This is a genomic window from Pseudomonas sp. SA233 (genome assembly GCF_054792385.1).
The window spans coordinates 5,588,668-5,605,273 of sequence record NZ_CP096449.1 but is presented as its reverse complement, the minus strand read 5'-3'; the positions used below and the strand labels follow the sequence as shown (position 1 = coordinate 5,605,273).

14 protein-coding genes are annotated in these 16,606 nt (G+C 63.9%); 8 read left to right on the top strand and 6 right to left on the bottom strand.

Annotation, left to right across the window (positions count from 1 at the left end; all coding sequences use genetic code 11):
- Positions 1 to 15: 15 nt before the first annotated feature.
- Positions 16 to 1,446, bottom strand: coding sequence for an aminotransferase-like domain-containing protein (locus M1D87_RS25660; RefSeq protein ID WP_024087913.1), 1,431 nt, complete (start codon positions 1,444 to 1,446; stop codon positions 16 to 18).
- A 178-nt stretch (positions 1,447 to 1,624) separates the two neighbouring features.
- Here M1D87_RS25660 and M1D87_RS25655 point away from each other — a divergent pair, with 178 nt between their 5' ends.
- On the top strand, positions 1,625 to 1,855 hold the full coding sequence (locus M1D87_RS25655) for a DUF1127 domain-containing protein (RefSeq protein WP_039612328.1): 231 nt from the start codon (positions 1,625 to 1,627) through the stop codon (positions 1,853 to 1,855).
- 150 nt (positions 1,856 to 2,005) lie between these two features.
- Here the strand turns inward: M1D87_RS25655 and M1D87_RS25650 are convergent, their stop codons facing one another.
- Positions 2,006 to 3,298 (bottom strand): NAD(P)/FAD-dependent oxidoreductase, encoded by a 1,293-nt coding sequence (locus M1D87_RS25650; RefSeq protein ID WP_085588791.1) that lies wholly within the window; start codon positions 3,296 to 3,298, stop codon positions 2,006 to 2,008.
- A gap of 199 nt (positions 3,299 to 3,497) precedes the next feature.
- Here M1D87_RS25650 and M1D87_RS25645 point away from each other — a divergent pair, with 199 nt between their 5' ends.
- Positions 3,498 to 3,851, top strand: coding sequence for a YkgJ family cysteine cluster protein (locus M1D87_RS25645; RefSeq protein WP_013974780.1), 354 nt, complete (start codon positions 3,498 to 3,500; stop codon positions 3,849 to 3,851).
- 2 nt (positions 3,852 to 3,853) lie between these two features.
- Here M1D87_RS25645 and dadR read toward each other — a convergent pair whose 3' ends face one another.
- Entirely contained in the window at positions 3,854 to 4,342 is a 489-nt protein-coding gene (dadR, locus tag M1D87_RS25640; protein WP_003258963.1) for a transcriptional regulator DadR, read from the bottom strand.
- Positions 4,343 to 4,498: 156 nt separating this feature from the next.
- Here dadR and dadA point away from each other — a divergent pair, with 156 nt between their 5' ends.
- From dadA to M1D87_RS25615, 5 genes are all read left to right on the top strand, one after another.
- Complete coding sequence (gene dadA / locus M1D87_RS25635; RefSeq protein WP_039612325.1) at positions 4,499 to 5,803, top strand: D-amino acid dehydrogenase; 1,305 nt, start codon at positions 4,499 to 4,501, stop codon at positions 5,801 to 5,803.
- 148 nt (positions 5,804 to 5,951) lie between these two features.
- A complete protein-coding gene (gene alr / locus M1D87_RS25630; protein WP_123085530.1) occupies positions 5,952 to 7,025 on the top strand; it encodes an alanine racemase in 1,074 nt (357 codons plus the stop codon).
- A gap of 108 nt (positions 7,026 to 7,133) precedes the next feature.
- Positions 7,134 to 7,682 (top strand): cupin domain-containing protein, encoded by a 549-nt coding sequence (locus tag M1D87_RS25625; RefSeq protein ID WP_013974777.1) that lies wholly within the window; start codon positions 7,134 to 7,136, stop codon positions 7,680 to 7,682.
- 154 nt (positions 7,683 to 7,836) lie between these two features.
- On the top strand, positions 7,837 to 8,241 hold the full coding sequence (locus M1D87_RS25620) for a c-type cytochrome (protein WP_038408395.1): 405 nt from the start codon (positions 7,837 to 7,839) through the stop codon (positions 8,239 to 8,241).
- A gap of 275 nt (positions 8,242 to 8,516) precedes the next feature.
- A complete protein-coding gene (locus M1D87_RS25615; protein WP_123085531.1) occupies positions 8,517 to 10,379 on the top strand; it encodes an acetyl-CoA hydrolase/transferase C-terminal domain-containing protein in 1,863 nt (620 codons plus the stop codon).
- Positions 10,380 to 10,489: 110 nt separating this feature from the next.
- On the opposite strand, the gene M1D87_RS25610 is transcribed toward M1D87_RS25615, so the two are convergent.
- On the bottom strand, positions 10,490 to 11,062 hold the full coding sequence (locus M1D87_RS25610) for a xanthine phosphoribosyltransferase (RefSeq protein ID WP_003253535.1): 573 nt from the start codon (positions 11,060 to 11,062) through the stop codon (positions 10,490 to 10,492).
- A gap of 64 nt (positions 11,063 to 11,126) precedes the next feature.
- Positions 11,127 to 13,136, bottom strand: coding sequence for a DNA helicase Rep (rep, locus tag M1D87_RS25605; protein WP_015272320.1), 2,010 nt, complete (start codon positions 13,134 to 13,136; stop codon positions 11,127 to 11,129).
- Between the two features lie 253 nt (positions 13,137 to 13,389).
- On the opposite strand from rep, the gene M1D87_RS25600 reads away from it, so the two are divergent.
- The gene (locus M1D87_RS25600; protein WP_039612321.1) at positions 13,390 to 15,057 is read left to right on the top strand and encodes a putative bifunctional diguanylate cyclase/phosphodiesterase; all 1,668 of its coding nucleotides are present in this window, start codon (positions 13,390 to 13,392) and stop codon (positions 15,055 to 15,057) included.
- 100 nt (positions 15,058 to 15,157) lie between these two features.
- Here the strand turns inward: M1D87_RS25600 and M1D87_RS25595 are convergent, their stop codons facing one another.
- Entirely contained in the window at positions 15,158 to 16,546 is a 1,389-nt protein-coding gene (locus M1D87_RS25595; protein ID WP_421091513.1) for a NorM family multidrug efflux MATE transporter, read from the bottom strand.
- Between the last annotated feature and the right edge of the window lie 60 nt (positions 16,547 to 16,606).

The window sequence follows — 16,606 nt, the reverse complement described above, 5'->3', positions numbered from 1 at the left end:
GCGGGCGGCGCAAAGTTACGCGCCGGCGCTTTCTTCTTCCAGTAGACGAAGGGCGGTTTCACCAACCCTGCGCACGGCAGCTTCGATCTGCGGCGTGGGCCGTGCGGCGAAGTTCATGCGCAGGCAGTGGCGGAACTTGCCCGAGGCCGAGAAAATACTGCCCACGGCAACCTGCACGTCCTGCTCCAGTAAAGCCCGGTTCAGGCGCAGCGTATCGAAATGTTCGGGTAATTCCACCCACAGCATGAAGCCACCTTGCGGTCGACTGACCCGGGTGCCCGCCGGGAAGTAGCGGGTCACCCAGTCGCTCATCAGATCGCGGCCACGCTGGTACTGGCTGCGCATGCGCCGTACGTGGGGCTGGTAGTGCCCACCGGCGATGAAGTCGGCAATGGCCAACTGCGGCTGGCTGGCCGTGCTTCCGGTGCTGATGTATTTCATGTGCAGCACCCGCTCCAGGTAACGACCGGGCGCTACCCAACCAACCCGCAGGCCGGGGGCGAGGGTCTTTGAGAAAGAGCTGCAGAGCAACACGCGGCCGTCGTCGTCAAACGACTTGACGGTGCGTGGGCGCGGGTAGGTGTAGGCCAGGTCGCCGTATACATCATCTTCCAGGATGGCCACATCGTAGCGCTGGGCCAGGCTCAGCAGTGCCTTCTTGCGAGCCTCGGGCATGATGTAGCCGAGAGGGTTGTTGCAGCTGGGGGTGATCTGGATGAGCTTGATCGGCCACTGCTCCAATGCCAGCTCCAGCGCCTCCAGGCTGATGCCGGTAACCGGGTCTGTGGGGATTTCCAGGGCTTTCATGCCCAGGCCCTTGAGGGTTTGCATGGCGCCGTGGAAGCTGGGGGAGTCGACCGCGACGATATCGCCCGGCTCGCATACCGCTCGAATGCTGCAGGACAGCGCCTCATGGCAGCCAGTGGTAATCACCAGGTCGGCCGGGCCAAGGCGGCAGCCGGAGTCGAGCATCAGCCGTGCCACCTGTTCGCGCAGGGCCATGTTGCCGTGGATGTTGTCGTAGTACAGCCCGGGCATGTCCTGCCGCCGGCTCAGTTGGGCAAGGCTGCGCAGCAGTGGCTTGAGGGTGGGGCTGTCGATGTCGGGCATGCCGCGACCGAGTTGAATCACGCCCTGGCGTGGGGTACTGCGCACCAGCTCGAGCACCTGCTCCCATTGCGAGATGTCCACCGGGCGCTGGGCCGGGCGGCTGACGGCGGGCAGGGCCGGCAGGTGGCGGTGGTCGTTGACGAAGTAGCCGGACTTGGGCCGGGGCGAGACCATGCCGCTGTCTTCCAGCATGCGGTAGGCCTGCTGCACGGTGCTCAGGCTGACCCCGTGCTCCACACTCAGGGCGCGCACTGACGGCAGGCGCTGGCCGGGGCGGTAGAGGCCCTGTTCGATACGGGCACCGAGCAGTTCGGCGAGGTTCAGGTAAAGGGTCACGGCATACTCCTGCGCTGCAATAGCGTGGCGACCGGTACAGTTGCGCTGAAAATACAGCATTCAGTCGGCCTGCGGCCAATTCTGTATGGGAATAATAAGGCTGTATTGGATCTGTATTGCCGGTGCTGTCGACGCGCATGCTTTCTCCACAGTATCAACTGAACGAGAGGATGCGGTGATGGGTGGCATGAGCGATGTGCGCTTGCAACTGTTGGCCAAGGAACTGGAAGCCGGGCAGCAAGCCAAGGTGTTCAACGCGCCGGAAGGGTTGGGGCGTTGGGGGCTGATGCTGCATCGCTGGCACACCCGCAGGGCGCTGCTGCAGTTGACCGATGACGAGTTGCGCGATATCGGGCTGAGCTGGGAGCAGGCCCGGACCGAAGGGCGTAAGCCCTTCTGGAAAGACTGAAGTTCATACCGGTTTTTGAAGAATGTACAGTCCCTGTGGGAGCGGGCGTGTCGAGGCGTCGAACCGCCGCGAAACAGGCGACGCGGTGGCTGGCACCGGCTTCGCCGGTGTTCGCGGGCATGCCCGCTCCCACAGGGCAGGTGCGGTGGCTCAGATCAGCTCTTTCAGGCGATGCCACAGCATCCCCAACGCCAGCAGCGGCGAGCGCAGGTGCTGGCCGCCAGGGAAGGTGATGTGTGGCACCTTGGCAAACAGGTCGAAACGCCCGCTTTCCTGGCCGCTGATGGCCTCGCCGAGCAGGCGTGCAGCCAGGTGGGTGGCGTTGAGCCCATGGCCCGAGTAGGCCTGGGCGTAATACACGTTCGGCTGGCTTGCCAGGCGGCCAACCTGCGGCAGGCGGTTGGCGCCGATGCCGATCATGCCGCCCCACTGGTAGTCGATGCGCACGTCGGCCAGTTGCGGGAATACCTTGAGCATCTTCGGCCGCATGTAGGCGGCGATGTCCTTCGGGTCGCGGCCCGAATAGTGGCAGGCACCGCCGAACAACAGGCGCTGGTCGGCGGACAGGCGGTAGTAGTCCAGTGCCACACGCTGGTCACATACCGCCATGTTCTGCGGTAGCAGCGAACGGGCACGTTCTTCGCCCAGTGGCTCGGTGGCGATGATGTAGCTGCCGGCTGGCAGCACCTTGCCGCCCAACTCGCGGTTGAGGTCGTTATGGTAGGCGTTGCAGCACAGCACCAGGGTTTTGGCGCGTACCCGGCCTTGTGCGGTGTGCACCTGTACTTCCGGGCCGTAATCGATGCGTGTGACCTCGGACTGCTCGAACAGCTTCACGCCCAGGCGGCTGGCCACGGCAGCTTCACCCAGGGCCAGGTTGAGCGGGTGCAGGTGCCCGGAACCCATGTCGACCAGCCCGCCGACATAACAGTCGGCACCGACCACGCTGTGGATATCGTCCTTGCCGACCAGGCGCAGTTCATGTGCGTAACCAAGGCTGCGCAGTTCTTCAGCATCCTCGGCAAAGCCCAGCAGCTCGGCGGGTTTGTTGGCCAGGTCGCAGTAACCCCAGGTCAGGTCGCAGGCGATGGCATGCCTTTCGACGCGCTCTCGGACGATCTGCACCGCTTCCAGGCCCATCAGTTTCAGGCTGCGCACGCCTTCCTCGCCGATGACCGGGAGGAATTGCTCCAGGCCGTGGCCAACGCCACGGATCAGCTGGCCACCATTGCGCCCGCTGGCGCCCCAACCGAGCTTGCGCGCCTCCAGCAGGATGACCGAAAAGCCGCGCTCGGCCAGTTCGATGGCGGTGTTCAGGCCCGAGTAGCCGCCGCCAACGATACACACGTCGGCGCTGTGCTCGCCTTGCAGGAAGGAGTGGTCGGGGTGTGGCGCGCTGCTGGCGGCGTAGTAGGAGGCGGCGTGCTGCGCGCTGTGGATCATTGGGCAGGTCCTGAGGCTGGTGGGCTGAGGGGGAGGAGGATAAGCCGGGGCTTCGGGGAGGGGCAACCGGCCTCATCGCCGGCAAGCCAGCTCCCACAGGGTCGGCGTGGCACTTGAGACCGACGGTGTACCTGTGGGAGCCGGCTTGCCGGCGATTGGCCCTATAATCCAACCTCAGCTCTCAAACTTGTACCTTGCCATGTCCTGCAACCGCCACAAGATCCACTTCCTGCGCGAACTCATCCCTTCCTTCGAGTGTGAGCCCGGCTGCCACGACTGCTGCGGCCCGGTCACCACTTCGGCGGAAGAAATGGCCCGCCTGCCGCGCAAGTCCCAGGCCGAGCAGGACGCCGCCCTGGAGCGCCTGGACTGTGTGCACCTGGGCCCCAACGGCTGCACGGTGTATGAAGAGCGCCCGATGATCTGCCGTCTGTTCGGCACCACCCCGCGCCTGGCCTGCCCGCGTGGCCGTGGCCCTGAACAGATGATCGAGCCCGCTGCCGAGCAGCTGGTCCACCAGTTCATTGCCACCACCCGCCAAGTGCTGGTCTGACTTCAGTCCGGGATCGGCAGGCAAAGGCTCTCCTTCACCTCTTCCATCACGATGTAGCTCTTCGATTCGCGCACGTGCGGCAGCTTCAGCAGGATGTCGCCGAGCAGCTTGCGGTAAGAGGCCATCTCGGAAATACGCGCCTTCACCAGGTAGTCGAAGTCGCCTGAAACCAGGTGGCATTCCAGCACGTGGGGCAGTTTCAGCACCGCGCGGCGGAACTCCTCGAAGGTGTCGCCCGATTTGTAGTCCAGGCTGATTTCCACGAACACCAGCAGGCTGCCCTTGAGATGCTGCGGGTTAAGGCGGGCGTTGTAGCCCATGATGATGCCCTCGCGCTCCAGGCGGCGGACCCGCTCGGTGCAAGGGGTGGTGGAAAGCCCAACTTTCTCGCCCAGTTCGGTGAAGGAAATACGCCCGTCATTCTGCAGGATACGCAGGATGTTACGGTCGATCTTGTCCAGTTCACGCTTGCTCTGGTGCTGGGTTCTCATAGGGGATGCCCCTCCGTGAAAGGCGATTTTGCCGAGAATTCTCGCCAATAATAGGCTTTTATATAGTGAATTGCACTGCCTTCAAATTCCTATACTGCGCGCATTCATGCCATTTCAATAAAAGTCTGCGGCGCGCCGCGTGCGAGGGATAAAACGATGCGAGTTCTGGTACTTGGTAGCGGTGTGATCGGAACCGCCAGTGCCTACTATCTGGCCCGGCAAGGTTTCGAAGTGACGGTGGTCGATCGCCAGCCGGCGGTGGCCATGGAAACCAGCTTTGCCAACGCCGGCCAGATCTCGCCCGGCTATGCCTCGCCCTGGGCCGCCCCAGGCGTGCCGCTGAAGGCCATCAAATGGCTGCTGGAGCGCCACGCGCCCCTGGCCATCAAGCTCACCGGCGACGTCGACCAGTACCTGTGGATGGCACAGATGCTGCGCAACTGCACCGCCAGCCGTTACGCGGTGAACAAGGAGCGCATGGTGCGCCTGTCCGAGTACAGCCGTGACTGCCTCGACGAACTGCGCGCCGAAACCGGCATCGCCTACGAAAACCGCAGCCTGGGTACCACCCAGCTGTTCCGTACCCAGGCCCAGGTGGATGCCGCGGCCAAGGACATTGCCGTGCTGGAGCAGTCCGGCGTGCCTTACGAGCTGCTTGACCGCGACGGCATTGCCCGCGTCGAACCGGCCCTGGCTGGCGTCAAGGGCATCCTGGCCGGCGCCCTGCGCCTGCCAAACGACCAGACTGGCGACTGCCAGCTGTTCACCACCAAGCTTGCCGAAATGGCCGTGAAGCTGGGCGTGGAGTTCCGCTTCGGCCAGGACATCCAGCGCCTGGACTTCGCGGGTGACCGCATCAATGGCGTGTGGATCGACGGCAAGCTGGAAACCGCCGACCGCTACGTGCTGGCGCTGGGCAGCTATTCGCCGCAGATGCTCAAGCCGCTGGGCATCAAGGCCCCGGTGTACCCGCTGAAGGGCTACTCGCTGACCGTGCCGATCACCAACGCCGACATGGCCCCGACCTCGACCATTCTCGACGAGACCTACAAGGTTGCCATTACCCGTTTCGACAACCGTATTCGCGTCGGCGGCATGGCTGAGATCGCCGGTTTTGACCTGTCGTTGAACCCGCGTCGGCGCGAAACGCTGGAGATGATCGTCAACGACCTTTATCCTCGCGGCGGTGATCTGAGCCAGGCCAGCTTCTGGACCGGCCTGCGCCCGGCGACCCCGGACGGCACGCCGATCGTTGGTGCCACGGCGTTCCGCAACCTGTTCCTGAACACCGGTCACGGTACTTTGGGCTGGACCATGGCGTGCGGCTCCGGTCGCCTGCTGGCCGACCTGATTGCGCGCAAGAAGCCGCAGATCAGTGCCGAAGGCCTGGACATTTCCCGTTATGGCAACAGCCCGGAAGTGGCCAAGCACGGGCAGACTGCGCCGGCTCACCAGCAGTAAGTTCGCCTGTACCGGCCTCTTCGCGGCTGAAGCCGCTCCCACAGGGATCGCATGTGCTTGGGCATTGTGCGGTCCCCTGTGGGAGCGGCTTTAGCCGCGAAGAACCCAACACCGTTTTCAACCTGTGAACCACCATAAGGCAGCCGCCATGCGTCCCGCCCGCGCCCTGATCGACCTCCAGGCCCTGCGCCACAACTACCGTCTGGCCCGTGAACTGACCGGTGCCAAAGCCCTCGCCGTGATCAAGGCCGACGCCTACGGCCACGGCGCCGTGCGCTGTGCCCTGGCCCTGGAGGCCGAAGCCGACGGCTTTGCCGTGGCCTGCATCGAAGAAGCGCTGGAGCTGCGCGCCGCCGGTATCAAGGTCCCGGTGCTACTGCTGGAAGGTTTCTTCGAAGCCAGCGAACTGGCCCTGATCGCCGAGCACGACCTGTGGTGTGTGGTGCACTCGCTGTGGCAACTGGAAGCGATCGAAAAGACCCAGCTGCACAAGCCGCTCACCGTCTGGCTCAAGCTCGACAGCGGCATGCACCGCGTCGGCCTGCACCCCAAGGACTACCACGAGGCCTACCAGCGCCTGCTGGCTAGCGGCAAGGTCGCGCGCATCGTGCTGATGAGCCACTTCGCTCGCGCCGACGAACTGGATGCCGACGCTACCGCCCAGCAGATCGCCGTGTTCGAGGCCGCACGCCAGGGCCTGGCCGCCGAGTGCAGCCTGCGCAACTCTCCCGGTGTACTGGGCTGGCCGCACGCCCCCAGCGACTGGGTGCGCCCGGGCCTGATGCTGTACGGTGCCACACCGTTCGAAGTGGCCCAGGCCGAGGCCGAGCGCCTGCAACCGGTGATGACCCTGCAATCGCGGGTGATCAGCGTGCGCGAACTGCCTGCCGGCGAGCCGGTGGGCTATGGCGCCAAGTTCGTCAGCCCACGGCCAACCCGCGTTGGTGTGGTTGCCATGGGCTATGCCGATGGCTACCCGCGCCAGACGCCCAACGGTACCCCAGTGCTGGTCGCCGGCAAGCGCACCCAACTGATCGGCCGAGTATCGATGGACATGCTCAGCATCGACCTGACCGATGTGCCGGAAGCCACCGTCGGCAGCCCCGTCGAACTGTGGGGCAAGCATGTGCTGGCCAGTGAAGTGGCTGCGCACGCGGGTACCATTCCGTACCAGATTTTCTGCAACCTGAAGCGGGTACCTCGGGACTACATCGGCGAATGACACGCTGAAGCGGACAGGTTGAGGGGTGTGTGTTGTAAATACTGAACGGCATTGCCATGATATCGTTCACATCCACCCCCCTTTCCACTGTTTCAGGAGGCTCCAGCTTTGGACGTCGGCGAACGACTGCAAGCCATCCGCAAGCTCAAGGGCCTGTCCCAGCGTGAACTCGCCAAGCGTGCCGGCGTGACCAACAGCACCATCTCGATGATCGAGAAGAACAGCGTGAGCCCGTCGATCAGCTCGCTGCGCAAGGTGCTGAGCGGCATTCCCATGTCGATGGTCGAGTTCTTCTCGGTCGAACTGGAACCTGAAAGCCCCACGCAGATCGTCTACAAGGCTCATGAGCTGATCGATATCTCCGACGGTGCGGTGACCATGAAGCTGGTCGGCAAGTCGCACCCCAACCGTGCCATCGCCTTTCTCACCGAGGTGTATCCACCGGGTGCCGACACCGGCGCCGAAATGCTTACCCATGACGGTGAAGAAACCGGCATCCTGCTCGAAGGCCGCCTGGAGCTGGTGGTCGGCAACGAGATCTTCATCCTTGAAGAGGGCGACAGCTACTACTTCGAAAGCACCCGCCCGCACCGCTTTCGCAACCCGTTCGACCGGCCGGCGCGGCTGATCAGTGCGGCGACGCCTTCAAACTTTTGATCCAGCGCAGTGCATTGATTCGGCAATACCCCTTTCCTGTGTGGGGTCGTTTCACGGCTTCTGGGTTCCCGCTATACTTTTCAACGCTCGCCGATCCGTGGCCGCGAGCGTGATTAGCCACCATGAGGGTGTTCGCGTGAACCAAATCAAGAAGATGCTGGCCGTACCAGCAGCCGTATTCGCCCTCTGGGCAATGAGCGCAACCGCTGCGACCAATGATGACATCGCCAAACGCCTGGAGCCGGTTGGCCAGGTGTGCGTCCAGGGCCAGGAGTGCAAAGGCATGGAAGTGGCCGCCGCCGCAGGTGGCGGTGGTGCCAAGACGCCGGACGAGATCATCGCCAAGCATTGCAATGCCTGCCATGGCTCCGGCCTGCTTGGCGCACCGAAGATTGGCGATACCGCGGCGTGGAAGGAACGCGCCGACCACCAGGGCGGCCTGGACGGCATCCTGGCCAAGGCCATTACCGGCATCAACGCCATGCCACCGAAAGGCACCTGCGCAGACTGCTCGGATGACGACCTGAAAGGGGCGATCAAGAAAATGTCCGGGCTGTGAGAAACAGCTGAATTGCATGAAGCCCGCCGTTGATGGCGGGCTTTGTTTTTGTGGCGCCTTTACCGGCCCTTTCGCGGCTAAAGCCGCTCCCACAGGTACAGTGCAGGCTTCAAGGATTGTGGGCCCCCTATGGGAACTCACAGGTGCAGCACAGGACTCAAGGGCAGTGAGGTCTCTGTAGGAGCGGCTTTAGCCGCGAAAGGGCCGGCACAGGCAACCAACCCACCAAAGCCCATGTCCAACCCCTGAACCCATGGATGTCTCAGGAGGCCCCGATGCACCTCTGCTCCATCGATCAGGCCGTCGAGCAAGTCCTGTCGCGCCTGCCAGCCCACATCCACATGGGCCTGCCGCTGGGCCTGGGCAAGCCCAATGCCTTCGTCAACGCGCTTTACGCCCGCATCCGCGAGCTGCCCGAACGGCAGCTGACCATCTACACGGCCCTGTCCCTCGGACGTCCGTCACTGGGTGACGGTTTGCAACGGCGCTTTCTCGAACCCTTTGTCGAACGCGTTTTCGCCGACTACGAAGAACTCGCCTACCTCACCGACCTGCGCAACGACACGTTGCCATCCAACATTCGCGTCGAACAGTTCTTCATGCAGCCGGGCAGCCTGCTGCACAGCGCGTCGGCCCAGCAGAGCTACATCAGCAGCAACTACAGCCACGCCGCACGTGACATCAACGCCAAGGGCCTGAACCTGATTGCGCAGTTGGTGGCCGCCACGCCCGAGAGGCCGGTGCACCTGAGCCTGGCCTGCAACCCCGACATCACCCTCGACCTGCTGCCGATGATCGCCAAGCGCCGCGCCGCCGGCGAGACCATCCTCATGCTCGGCCAGGTGCATGCCGAGCTGCCTTACATGCCGGGTGACGCCGAGCTACCCATCGATGCGTTCGACCTGCTGATCGATACAGCCGAGCAACGCCGCCTGTTCTCCACGCCGAACATGCCGGTCAACACCCAGGACCACTGCATCGGCCTGCACGCCAGCAGCCTGGTTCGCGACGGCGGCACGCTACAGATCGGCATTGGTGCCATGGGCGATGCGGTAGCTGCCGCACTGCTGGCGCGCCAGGGTGACAACGCCTGTTATCGTGCCGTGCTCGACGCGCTGGGTGCTGGCTCGTGGCAAGCGCTGATCGAACGGGAAGGGGGCCTGGATACCTTCGCCCAAGGCCTGTACGGCTGCAGCGAGATGTTCGTCAACGGCTTGCTGGCGCTGGCCGAAGCGGGCCTGTTGCGGCGCCCGGCGGACGAGCAGGGGGCGGCAGTGCTGCATGGCGGTTTCTTCCTCGGCCCCCAGGCGTTCTACCAGCGCTTGCGCGACATGCCGCTGGAACAGCGCGCACGGTTTGCCATGACGCGTATCAGCTTCATCAACGAGCTGTACGGGCAGGAGGAACTCAAGCGCCGCCAACGCCGTGATGCGCGCTTCATCAACACCGTGTTCGGCATGACCCTGCTCGGCGCCGGGGTGGCCGACCAGCTGGAGGATGGCCGTGTACTCAGTGGCGTGGGCGGGCAGTACAACTTCGTTGCCCTAGGCCATGCGCTGGAGGGCGGGCGTTCGATCCTGCTGCTGCGCAGCTGGCGTGAGGCGGGCGGGGAGGTGACCTCGAACCTGTTCTGGAACTATGGCCATTGCACCATCCCCCGGCACCTGCGCGATATCGTGGTGACCGAGTACGGCATTGCCGACCTGCGTGGGCAGACCGACAGCGAGGTGATTGCGCGGTTGCTGGCGGTATGTGATTCGCGGTTCCAGCAGGGGCTGATCGAGCAGGCAAAGGATGCCGGCAAGCTGGCCAAGGATTTTCAACTGGAGGCGTGCTTTACCGATAATACGCCGCAGCGGCTGGAGGCGATCAGGGCGCGGCACTCGCGGTTGTTCCCGGAGTATCCGCTGGGCACGGACTTTACGGCTGAAGAGCGGGATTTGCTGCGGGCGCTGAACTGGTTGAAGAGCAAGTTCAAGCTGAGCGAGGTGCTGGAGCTGGGCAAGGCAGCGCTGGATGCGCCGGGCCCCGAGGGGTATGCGAGGCATCTTGCGCGGATGCAGCTGGATCAGCCGCAGGGGCTGAAGGAAGAGCTTTACCAGCGGTTGCTGCTGGCGGGCTTACAGGCTGCAAAATAAACGCTCGGACATACTGTCCCCTGTGGGAGCGGGTTTACCCGCGAATGCGATGGCGCATCCCAAATCGCATTCGCGGGTAAACCCGCTCCCACAGAGATCGCGTAGCGGCCTTATTCGATGAAGGACACCACACCACCTTCCAGCGACTTCACCCGGGCCAGCGACTCGACGCGATAGCCCTGGCTGTCCAGCTCGGCACGGCCGCCCTGGAACGACTTCTCGATCACGATACCCAGGCCGGCCACGGTGGCGCCGGCCTGCTTGATGATCGAGATCAGGGCCTGCGACGCCTTGCCGTTGGCCAGGAAGTCGTCGATCACCAGCACGCGGTCGCTGCTGTTGAGGTGACGCGGCGAGATGGCCACGGTGTTCTCGGTCTGCTTGGTGAAGGAATACACCGAGGCGGTCAGCAGGTTCTCGGTCAGGGTCAGCGACTGGTGCTTGCGGGCGAAGATCACCGGCACGCCCAGCTTCAGGCCAGTCATCACCGCCGGGGCAATGCCCGAGGCTTCGATGGTGACGATCTTGGTCACGCCCGCGTCGGCGAACAGGCGGGCGAACTCGTCACCGATCAGCTGCATCAGCGCCGGATCGATCTGGTGGTTGAGAAACGCGTCGACTTTGAGAACCTGATCGGAAAGCACGATGCCTTCTTCGCGAATCTTCTGATGCAGTGCTTCCACTTTGTTTTCCTCGATGTAGCAAAGGTGGCCGCAAATAGCGGCAAAGTTAAAGAGTAATGGTTGATCAGCGTTTGAGCATTGCCCGGATATCGGCCAAGGCGTTGTTGCCCCGTGCAGCCTTTACCTCGACCGGCGCATCGTCCAGGCCTTCCCAGGCCAGGTCGTCCGGTGGCAGTTCGTCGAGGAACCGGCTGGGCGTGCAGTCGATGATTTCACCGTACTGCTTGCGCTTGGCGGCGAAGGTGAAGGCCAAGGTCTGGCGCGCGCGGGTGATGCCCACGTAGGCCAGGCGGCGTTCCTCTTCGATGGTGTCGGCCTCGATGCTGGAGCGGTGCGGGAGGATTTCCTCTTCCATGCCCATGATGAACACGTAGGGGAATTCCAGGCCCTTGGAGGCATGCAGGGTCATCATCTGCACACCTTCGGCGTTCTCTTCCTCTTCCTGCTGGCGCTCGAGCATGTCGCGCAGCACCAGCTTGCCGATGGCGTCCTCGATGGTCATGTCACCCTCTTCGTCCTTCTCGAGGGTGTTCTTCAGCGCTTCGACCAGGAACCAGACGTTGCTGATGCGGAACTCGGCAGCCTTGTCGCTGGCGGTCTGCTGACGGATCCAGTTCTCGTAGTCGATATCGCGGATCATCTCGTGCAGCGCGGCAATCGGGTCTTCCAGGGCAACCTTGTGGCGCACCCCGTCCAGCCAGTGCTTGAAGCGCTGCAAACGCTCGGTATAGCGGGCGTCCAGATGCTCGCCCAGACCAAGCTCCTCGCTGGCGGCGTACATCGAAATACCGCGCTCGGTGGCGTAGTTGCCGAGCTTTTCCAGGGTGGTGGAGCCGATTTCGCGGCGCGGTACGTTGATCACCCGCAGGTAGGCGTTGTCATCGTCCGGGTTCACCAGCAGGCGCAGGTAGGCCATCAGGTCCTTGACCTCCTGGCGGCCGAAGAAGCTGTTGCCGCCCGACAGGCGATACGGCACCTGGTGGTGCTGCAGCTTCAGTTCGATCAGCTTGGCCTGGTAGTTGCCGCGGTAGAGGATGGCAAAGTCGCTGTACGGGCGGTTGGTGCGCAGGTGCAGGGTGAGGATTTCCATGGCCACGCGTTCGGCCTCGGCTTCCTCGTTCTTGCAGCGGATGACGCGGATCTCGTCGCCCACGCCCATCTCGCTCCACAGCTGCTTCTCGAACGCGTGCGGGTTGTTGGCAATCAGCACGTTGGCGCAGCGCAGGATGCGGCTGGTGGAGCGGTAGTTCTGCTCCAGCATCACTACTTTCAGGGAGGGGTAGTCCTCCTTGAGCAGCATCAGGTTTTCCGGCCGGGCGCCACGCCAGGCGTAGATCGACTGGTCGTCGTCGCCCACCACGGTGAACTGGTTGCGCATGCCGATCAGCATCTTCACCAGCAGGTACTGGCTGGCGTTGGTGTCCTGGTATTCGTCCACCAGCAGGTAGCGCACGCGGTTCTGCCAGCGCTCCAGCACATCGGGGTGTTCCTGGAACAGCTTGACCGGCAGCAGGATCAGGTCGTCGAAGTCCACCGCGTTGAACGCCTTGAGCGTGCGCTGGTAGTGGGTGTAGACGATGGCGGCAGTCTGCTCGCGCGGGTTGCGCGCCTTCTCCAGGGCCTCGGCGGGCAGGATCAGGTCGTTCTTCCAGGCACCGATCATGTTCTTGATCTCGTCGATGCCGTCGTCGCCGGAGTATTCCTTCTGCATGATGTCCGACAGCAACGCCTTGATGTCGGACTCGTCGAAGATCGAGAAACCCGGCTTGTAGCCCAGGCGCTCGTGCTCCCTGCGGATGATGTTCAGGCCCAGGTTGTGGAATGTGCACACAGTCAGGCCGCGGCCTTCCCCCGGGCGCAGCAGGGTGGCGACCCGTTCCTTCATCTCGCGGGCGGCCTTGTTGGTGAAGGTCATCGCCACGATGTACTGGGCACGGATGCCGCAGTTCTGGATGAGGTGGGCAATCTTGCGCGTGATCACGCTGGTCTTGCCCGAGCCTGCACCGGCGAGCACCAAAAGAGGGCCGCCGACATAGTCACGGGCTTCCTGCTGCCGGGGATTGAGTCGGGACATGCTAGAAACCGGGGGTCGCCAGAAAATAGCCGCGCATTCTAACAGGCATGGGGCGTTTGTGGCGCGACCGTCTGACGTCTGAGTCAAATATGTAAACGGGATTTGCCGGCTGGCGCAGTTTCGCGCAGGATGCACGACAAAATACGTCGGGATGCTACACCCGTAAAAACATGTATTAAATTGAAAATCATTTTCATTAATGCAGTAGCATACCTGGCAGTTTCCGTTGCACCGTGAAGCCTAAGGAGCCCGCTTGTCCACGCCTGTCGAACCATTGCGTTTGCTGCTGTTGGCCGATGAGCCGGAATGGGGCGCGCTGCTACGTGAGTGCATGCCTGCCCAGGGTGGCAGCGCCGTGCTGCTGACGGCGCCGAACTGGGACTCGGTCGACAGCCTGTTCAACCAGGACCGCCAGGCTGTCGTGCTGGCAACCCCGGCCCTGCAGCCCGCGCCTGGACGCTGCGAGCTGCCGACCATCCTGCTGCTCGACCACGAGCCTCAGTTAGCGCCCAGCGCCGTCAGTGACTGGCTGGTGCGTGACCAGCTCAATGCCGACACCTTGCGTCGCTCGCTGCGCCATGTGCGCGAGCGCGGCGTGCTGGTGGCCACCTTGCAGCGCCTGGCCGAGCAGGACCCGCTGACCGGCATCGCCAACCGCCAGGGCTTCCAGGCCTTGCTGACCGCGCGCCTGGCCGAGAACGACGGCCGTGGCCTTGCCCTCGGCCACCTGGACCTGGACAACTTCCGCCACGTCAACGACGCCCTTGGCCACCAGAGCGGCGACCGCCTGATCCTGCAGGTGGTGGCGCGGCTGAAACAGCAACTGGAGGCGGGCGACCAACTGGCGCGCCTGGGCAGCGACGAGTTTGCCCTGCTGATCGACACCCGACGCGACCCCAACCGTGCCGAGTGGATTGCCGAGCGGATTGTCGAGGCGTTGGCCGAACCCTACTGGATTGACGGCGAAAGCCTGCTGCTGGGCTGCAGCCTGGGCCTGGCCCATGCCCGCGCCCAGGGTGGTGCCGACCCGCTGATGTGGCACGCGCACATCGCCATGCGCCAGGCCAAGGGCAGCCAGGGCTGCACCTTCCATGTGTTCAACGAACGTATCAACCGCAACGCCCGCAGCCTTGCGGATCTGGAAAGCGAATTGCGCCGCGCCCTGCGCCGGGATGAGCTGGAGCTGCATTACCAGCCGCGGTTGAACCTGGCCGACGGGCATATCGTCGGCCTCGAGGCGCTGGTGCGCTGGCGGCATGCCGAGCGTGGCCTGTTGCCGCCCAGCGAGTTCGTGCCGCTGGCCGAGCAGAGCGGCCTGATCGTGCCGCTGGGCTACTGGGTGATTTCCCGAGCCCTGCGCGATATGCAGGCACTGTGCGAGCGCGGCCTGGAGCCGCTGCATATGGCGGTCAACCTGAGCTTCCGCCAGTTCCAGGACAGCCAGTTGCTGGCGACCTTGAGCCGCCTGATTCTCGAACATGGTGTGGATGCCCGCTGGCTCGAATTCGAGCTCACCGAAACGGCGGTGATGCGCCGCAACGAGCTGGTACGCCAGACCATGGACGCCCTGGGGCGCCTGGGCGTGCGCTTCTCGCTCGATGATTTTGGTACCGGGTTCTCTTCGTTCGTGCACCTAAACAGCCTGCCGATCACCTTGCTCAAGGTGGACCGGAGCTTTGTCGCGGAGATGGAAATGCGCGAGGAGAACCGCAAGCTTGTGCACGCCATGATCAACCTGGCGCACAACCTCAACCTCGAGGTGGTGGCCGAAGGTGTGGAGAGTGAAGAGCAGATGGCGTTGCTGCGCGGGTTTGGCTGTGACCAGGTGCAGGGCTTCCTGGTCAGCAAGCCGCTGCCGGTGGGGGAGTTGATGGAGTTCTTGCTGCAGGCGACCGGCTGCCAGTTGGGCACAGCCCTTTAGGGCCCTTTCGCGGGTGAACCCGCTCCCACAGGCTTTGCACAGGATTCAGACCCTGCGCAGTCCCTGTGGGAGCGGGTTTACCCGCGAAGAGGCCCGCAAGTCAGGCCGAAGCCGTCGCCGCTCCACCAATCCCGGCCTTGCCTAAAAGCCGCTTCATCCGCCACTCAAAGCCAAAGGTCAGTGCCACCGCCGCACACGCCAGCCCCAACGCCAGCCCCCACCACACCCCGACCGCGCCACCGCCCAGGGTAAAGGTGAACAGCCAGGCGCTCGGCGCCCCCACCAGCCAGTAGCACACCAGGCCGATCAGGAAGGTAGTCTTGGCATCCTTCAGCCCACGGATCGAGCCCATCGCGATCGTCTGCATGCCATCGAACAGCTCGAACCACGCAGCCACCATCAGCAACTGCACCGCCAGCTGGAAGATCGCCGCAAATGCCGGGTCGTCACGGTCGATGAACAGCCCCACCAGCGCATCGGGCAGCAGCCAGAACAACGCGGCGAAGGCAAACATGATCATCGCCCCGAAGCCGATGCCCACCCGCCCGGCGCTGCGCGCCGCCAGCAGGTTGCCGGCGCCGTAGTACAGCCCCACGCGCATGGTCACCGCATACGACAACCCGGTCGGCACCATGAACGCCGTGGAGACGATCTGCAGGGCGATCTGGTGCGCCGCCAGCTCGGTACTGCCCAGCACGCCCATGCACAGCGCGGCAAAGGCGAACAGGCCGACTTCCACCATGTAGGTGCCGCCAATCGGCAGGCCCAGCCGCCACAGCTCGCGCAGGGCCGGCAGCGAAGGGCGCGACAGGCCCTTGCGCAGTGGGTAGGCAGCATAGGCCCGGTGCCAGCGGATATACAGTGCCAAGGCAATGGCCATGCCCATCGACACCACCGCGGTGACCAGGCCGATGCCCATCAGGCCCAGCTTGGGCAGGCCGAACATGCCTTCGATCAGCGCCACGTTGAACAGGTAGTTGAGCACCGTGCCGACCAGGCTGATGACCATCACCGGCGTAGACCGGCCCAGCGCGCTGGTGAAGCCGCGCAACGCCATGAAGGTCAGGTAGCCGGGCAGCGCCAGTGGCAGCAGGGTGAGGAATTCGGCGGCCGATGCAACGTTCTCGGGCTTTTGCCCGAACAGCAGCAGTACCGGCTCAAGGTTCCACAGCACCAGCGCAGCGAACAGCGCCAGGCCCCAGGCCAGCCACAGGCCACCTTGCGCCAGGCGGGTGGCGCCCTCGATGTCGTTGGCGCCCTTGCGAATGGCCACCAGGGTGCCGACCGCAGCGATCACGCCAAGGCAGAAGATCGACACGAACGAGTAGCTCGCCGCGCCCAGGCCGCCACCAGCCAGGGCTTGCGGGCTGATGCGGGCCATCATCAGGGTATCGGTCAGCACCATCAGCATGTGCGCCAACTGCGAGGCGATCAGCGGCCCGGCCAGGCGCAGCAAAGCCTTGAGTTCTGTGGTGGGCGCGACATGCATGGGGGCAGTCCTTTTCCTGGGGTGATCAACGAAGGGCGATTCTGAGGCTTTGGTCAACTT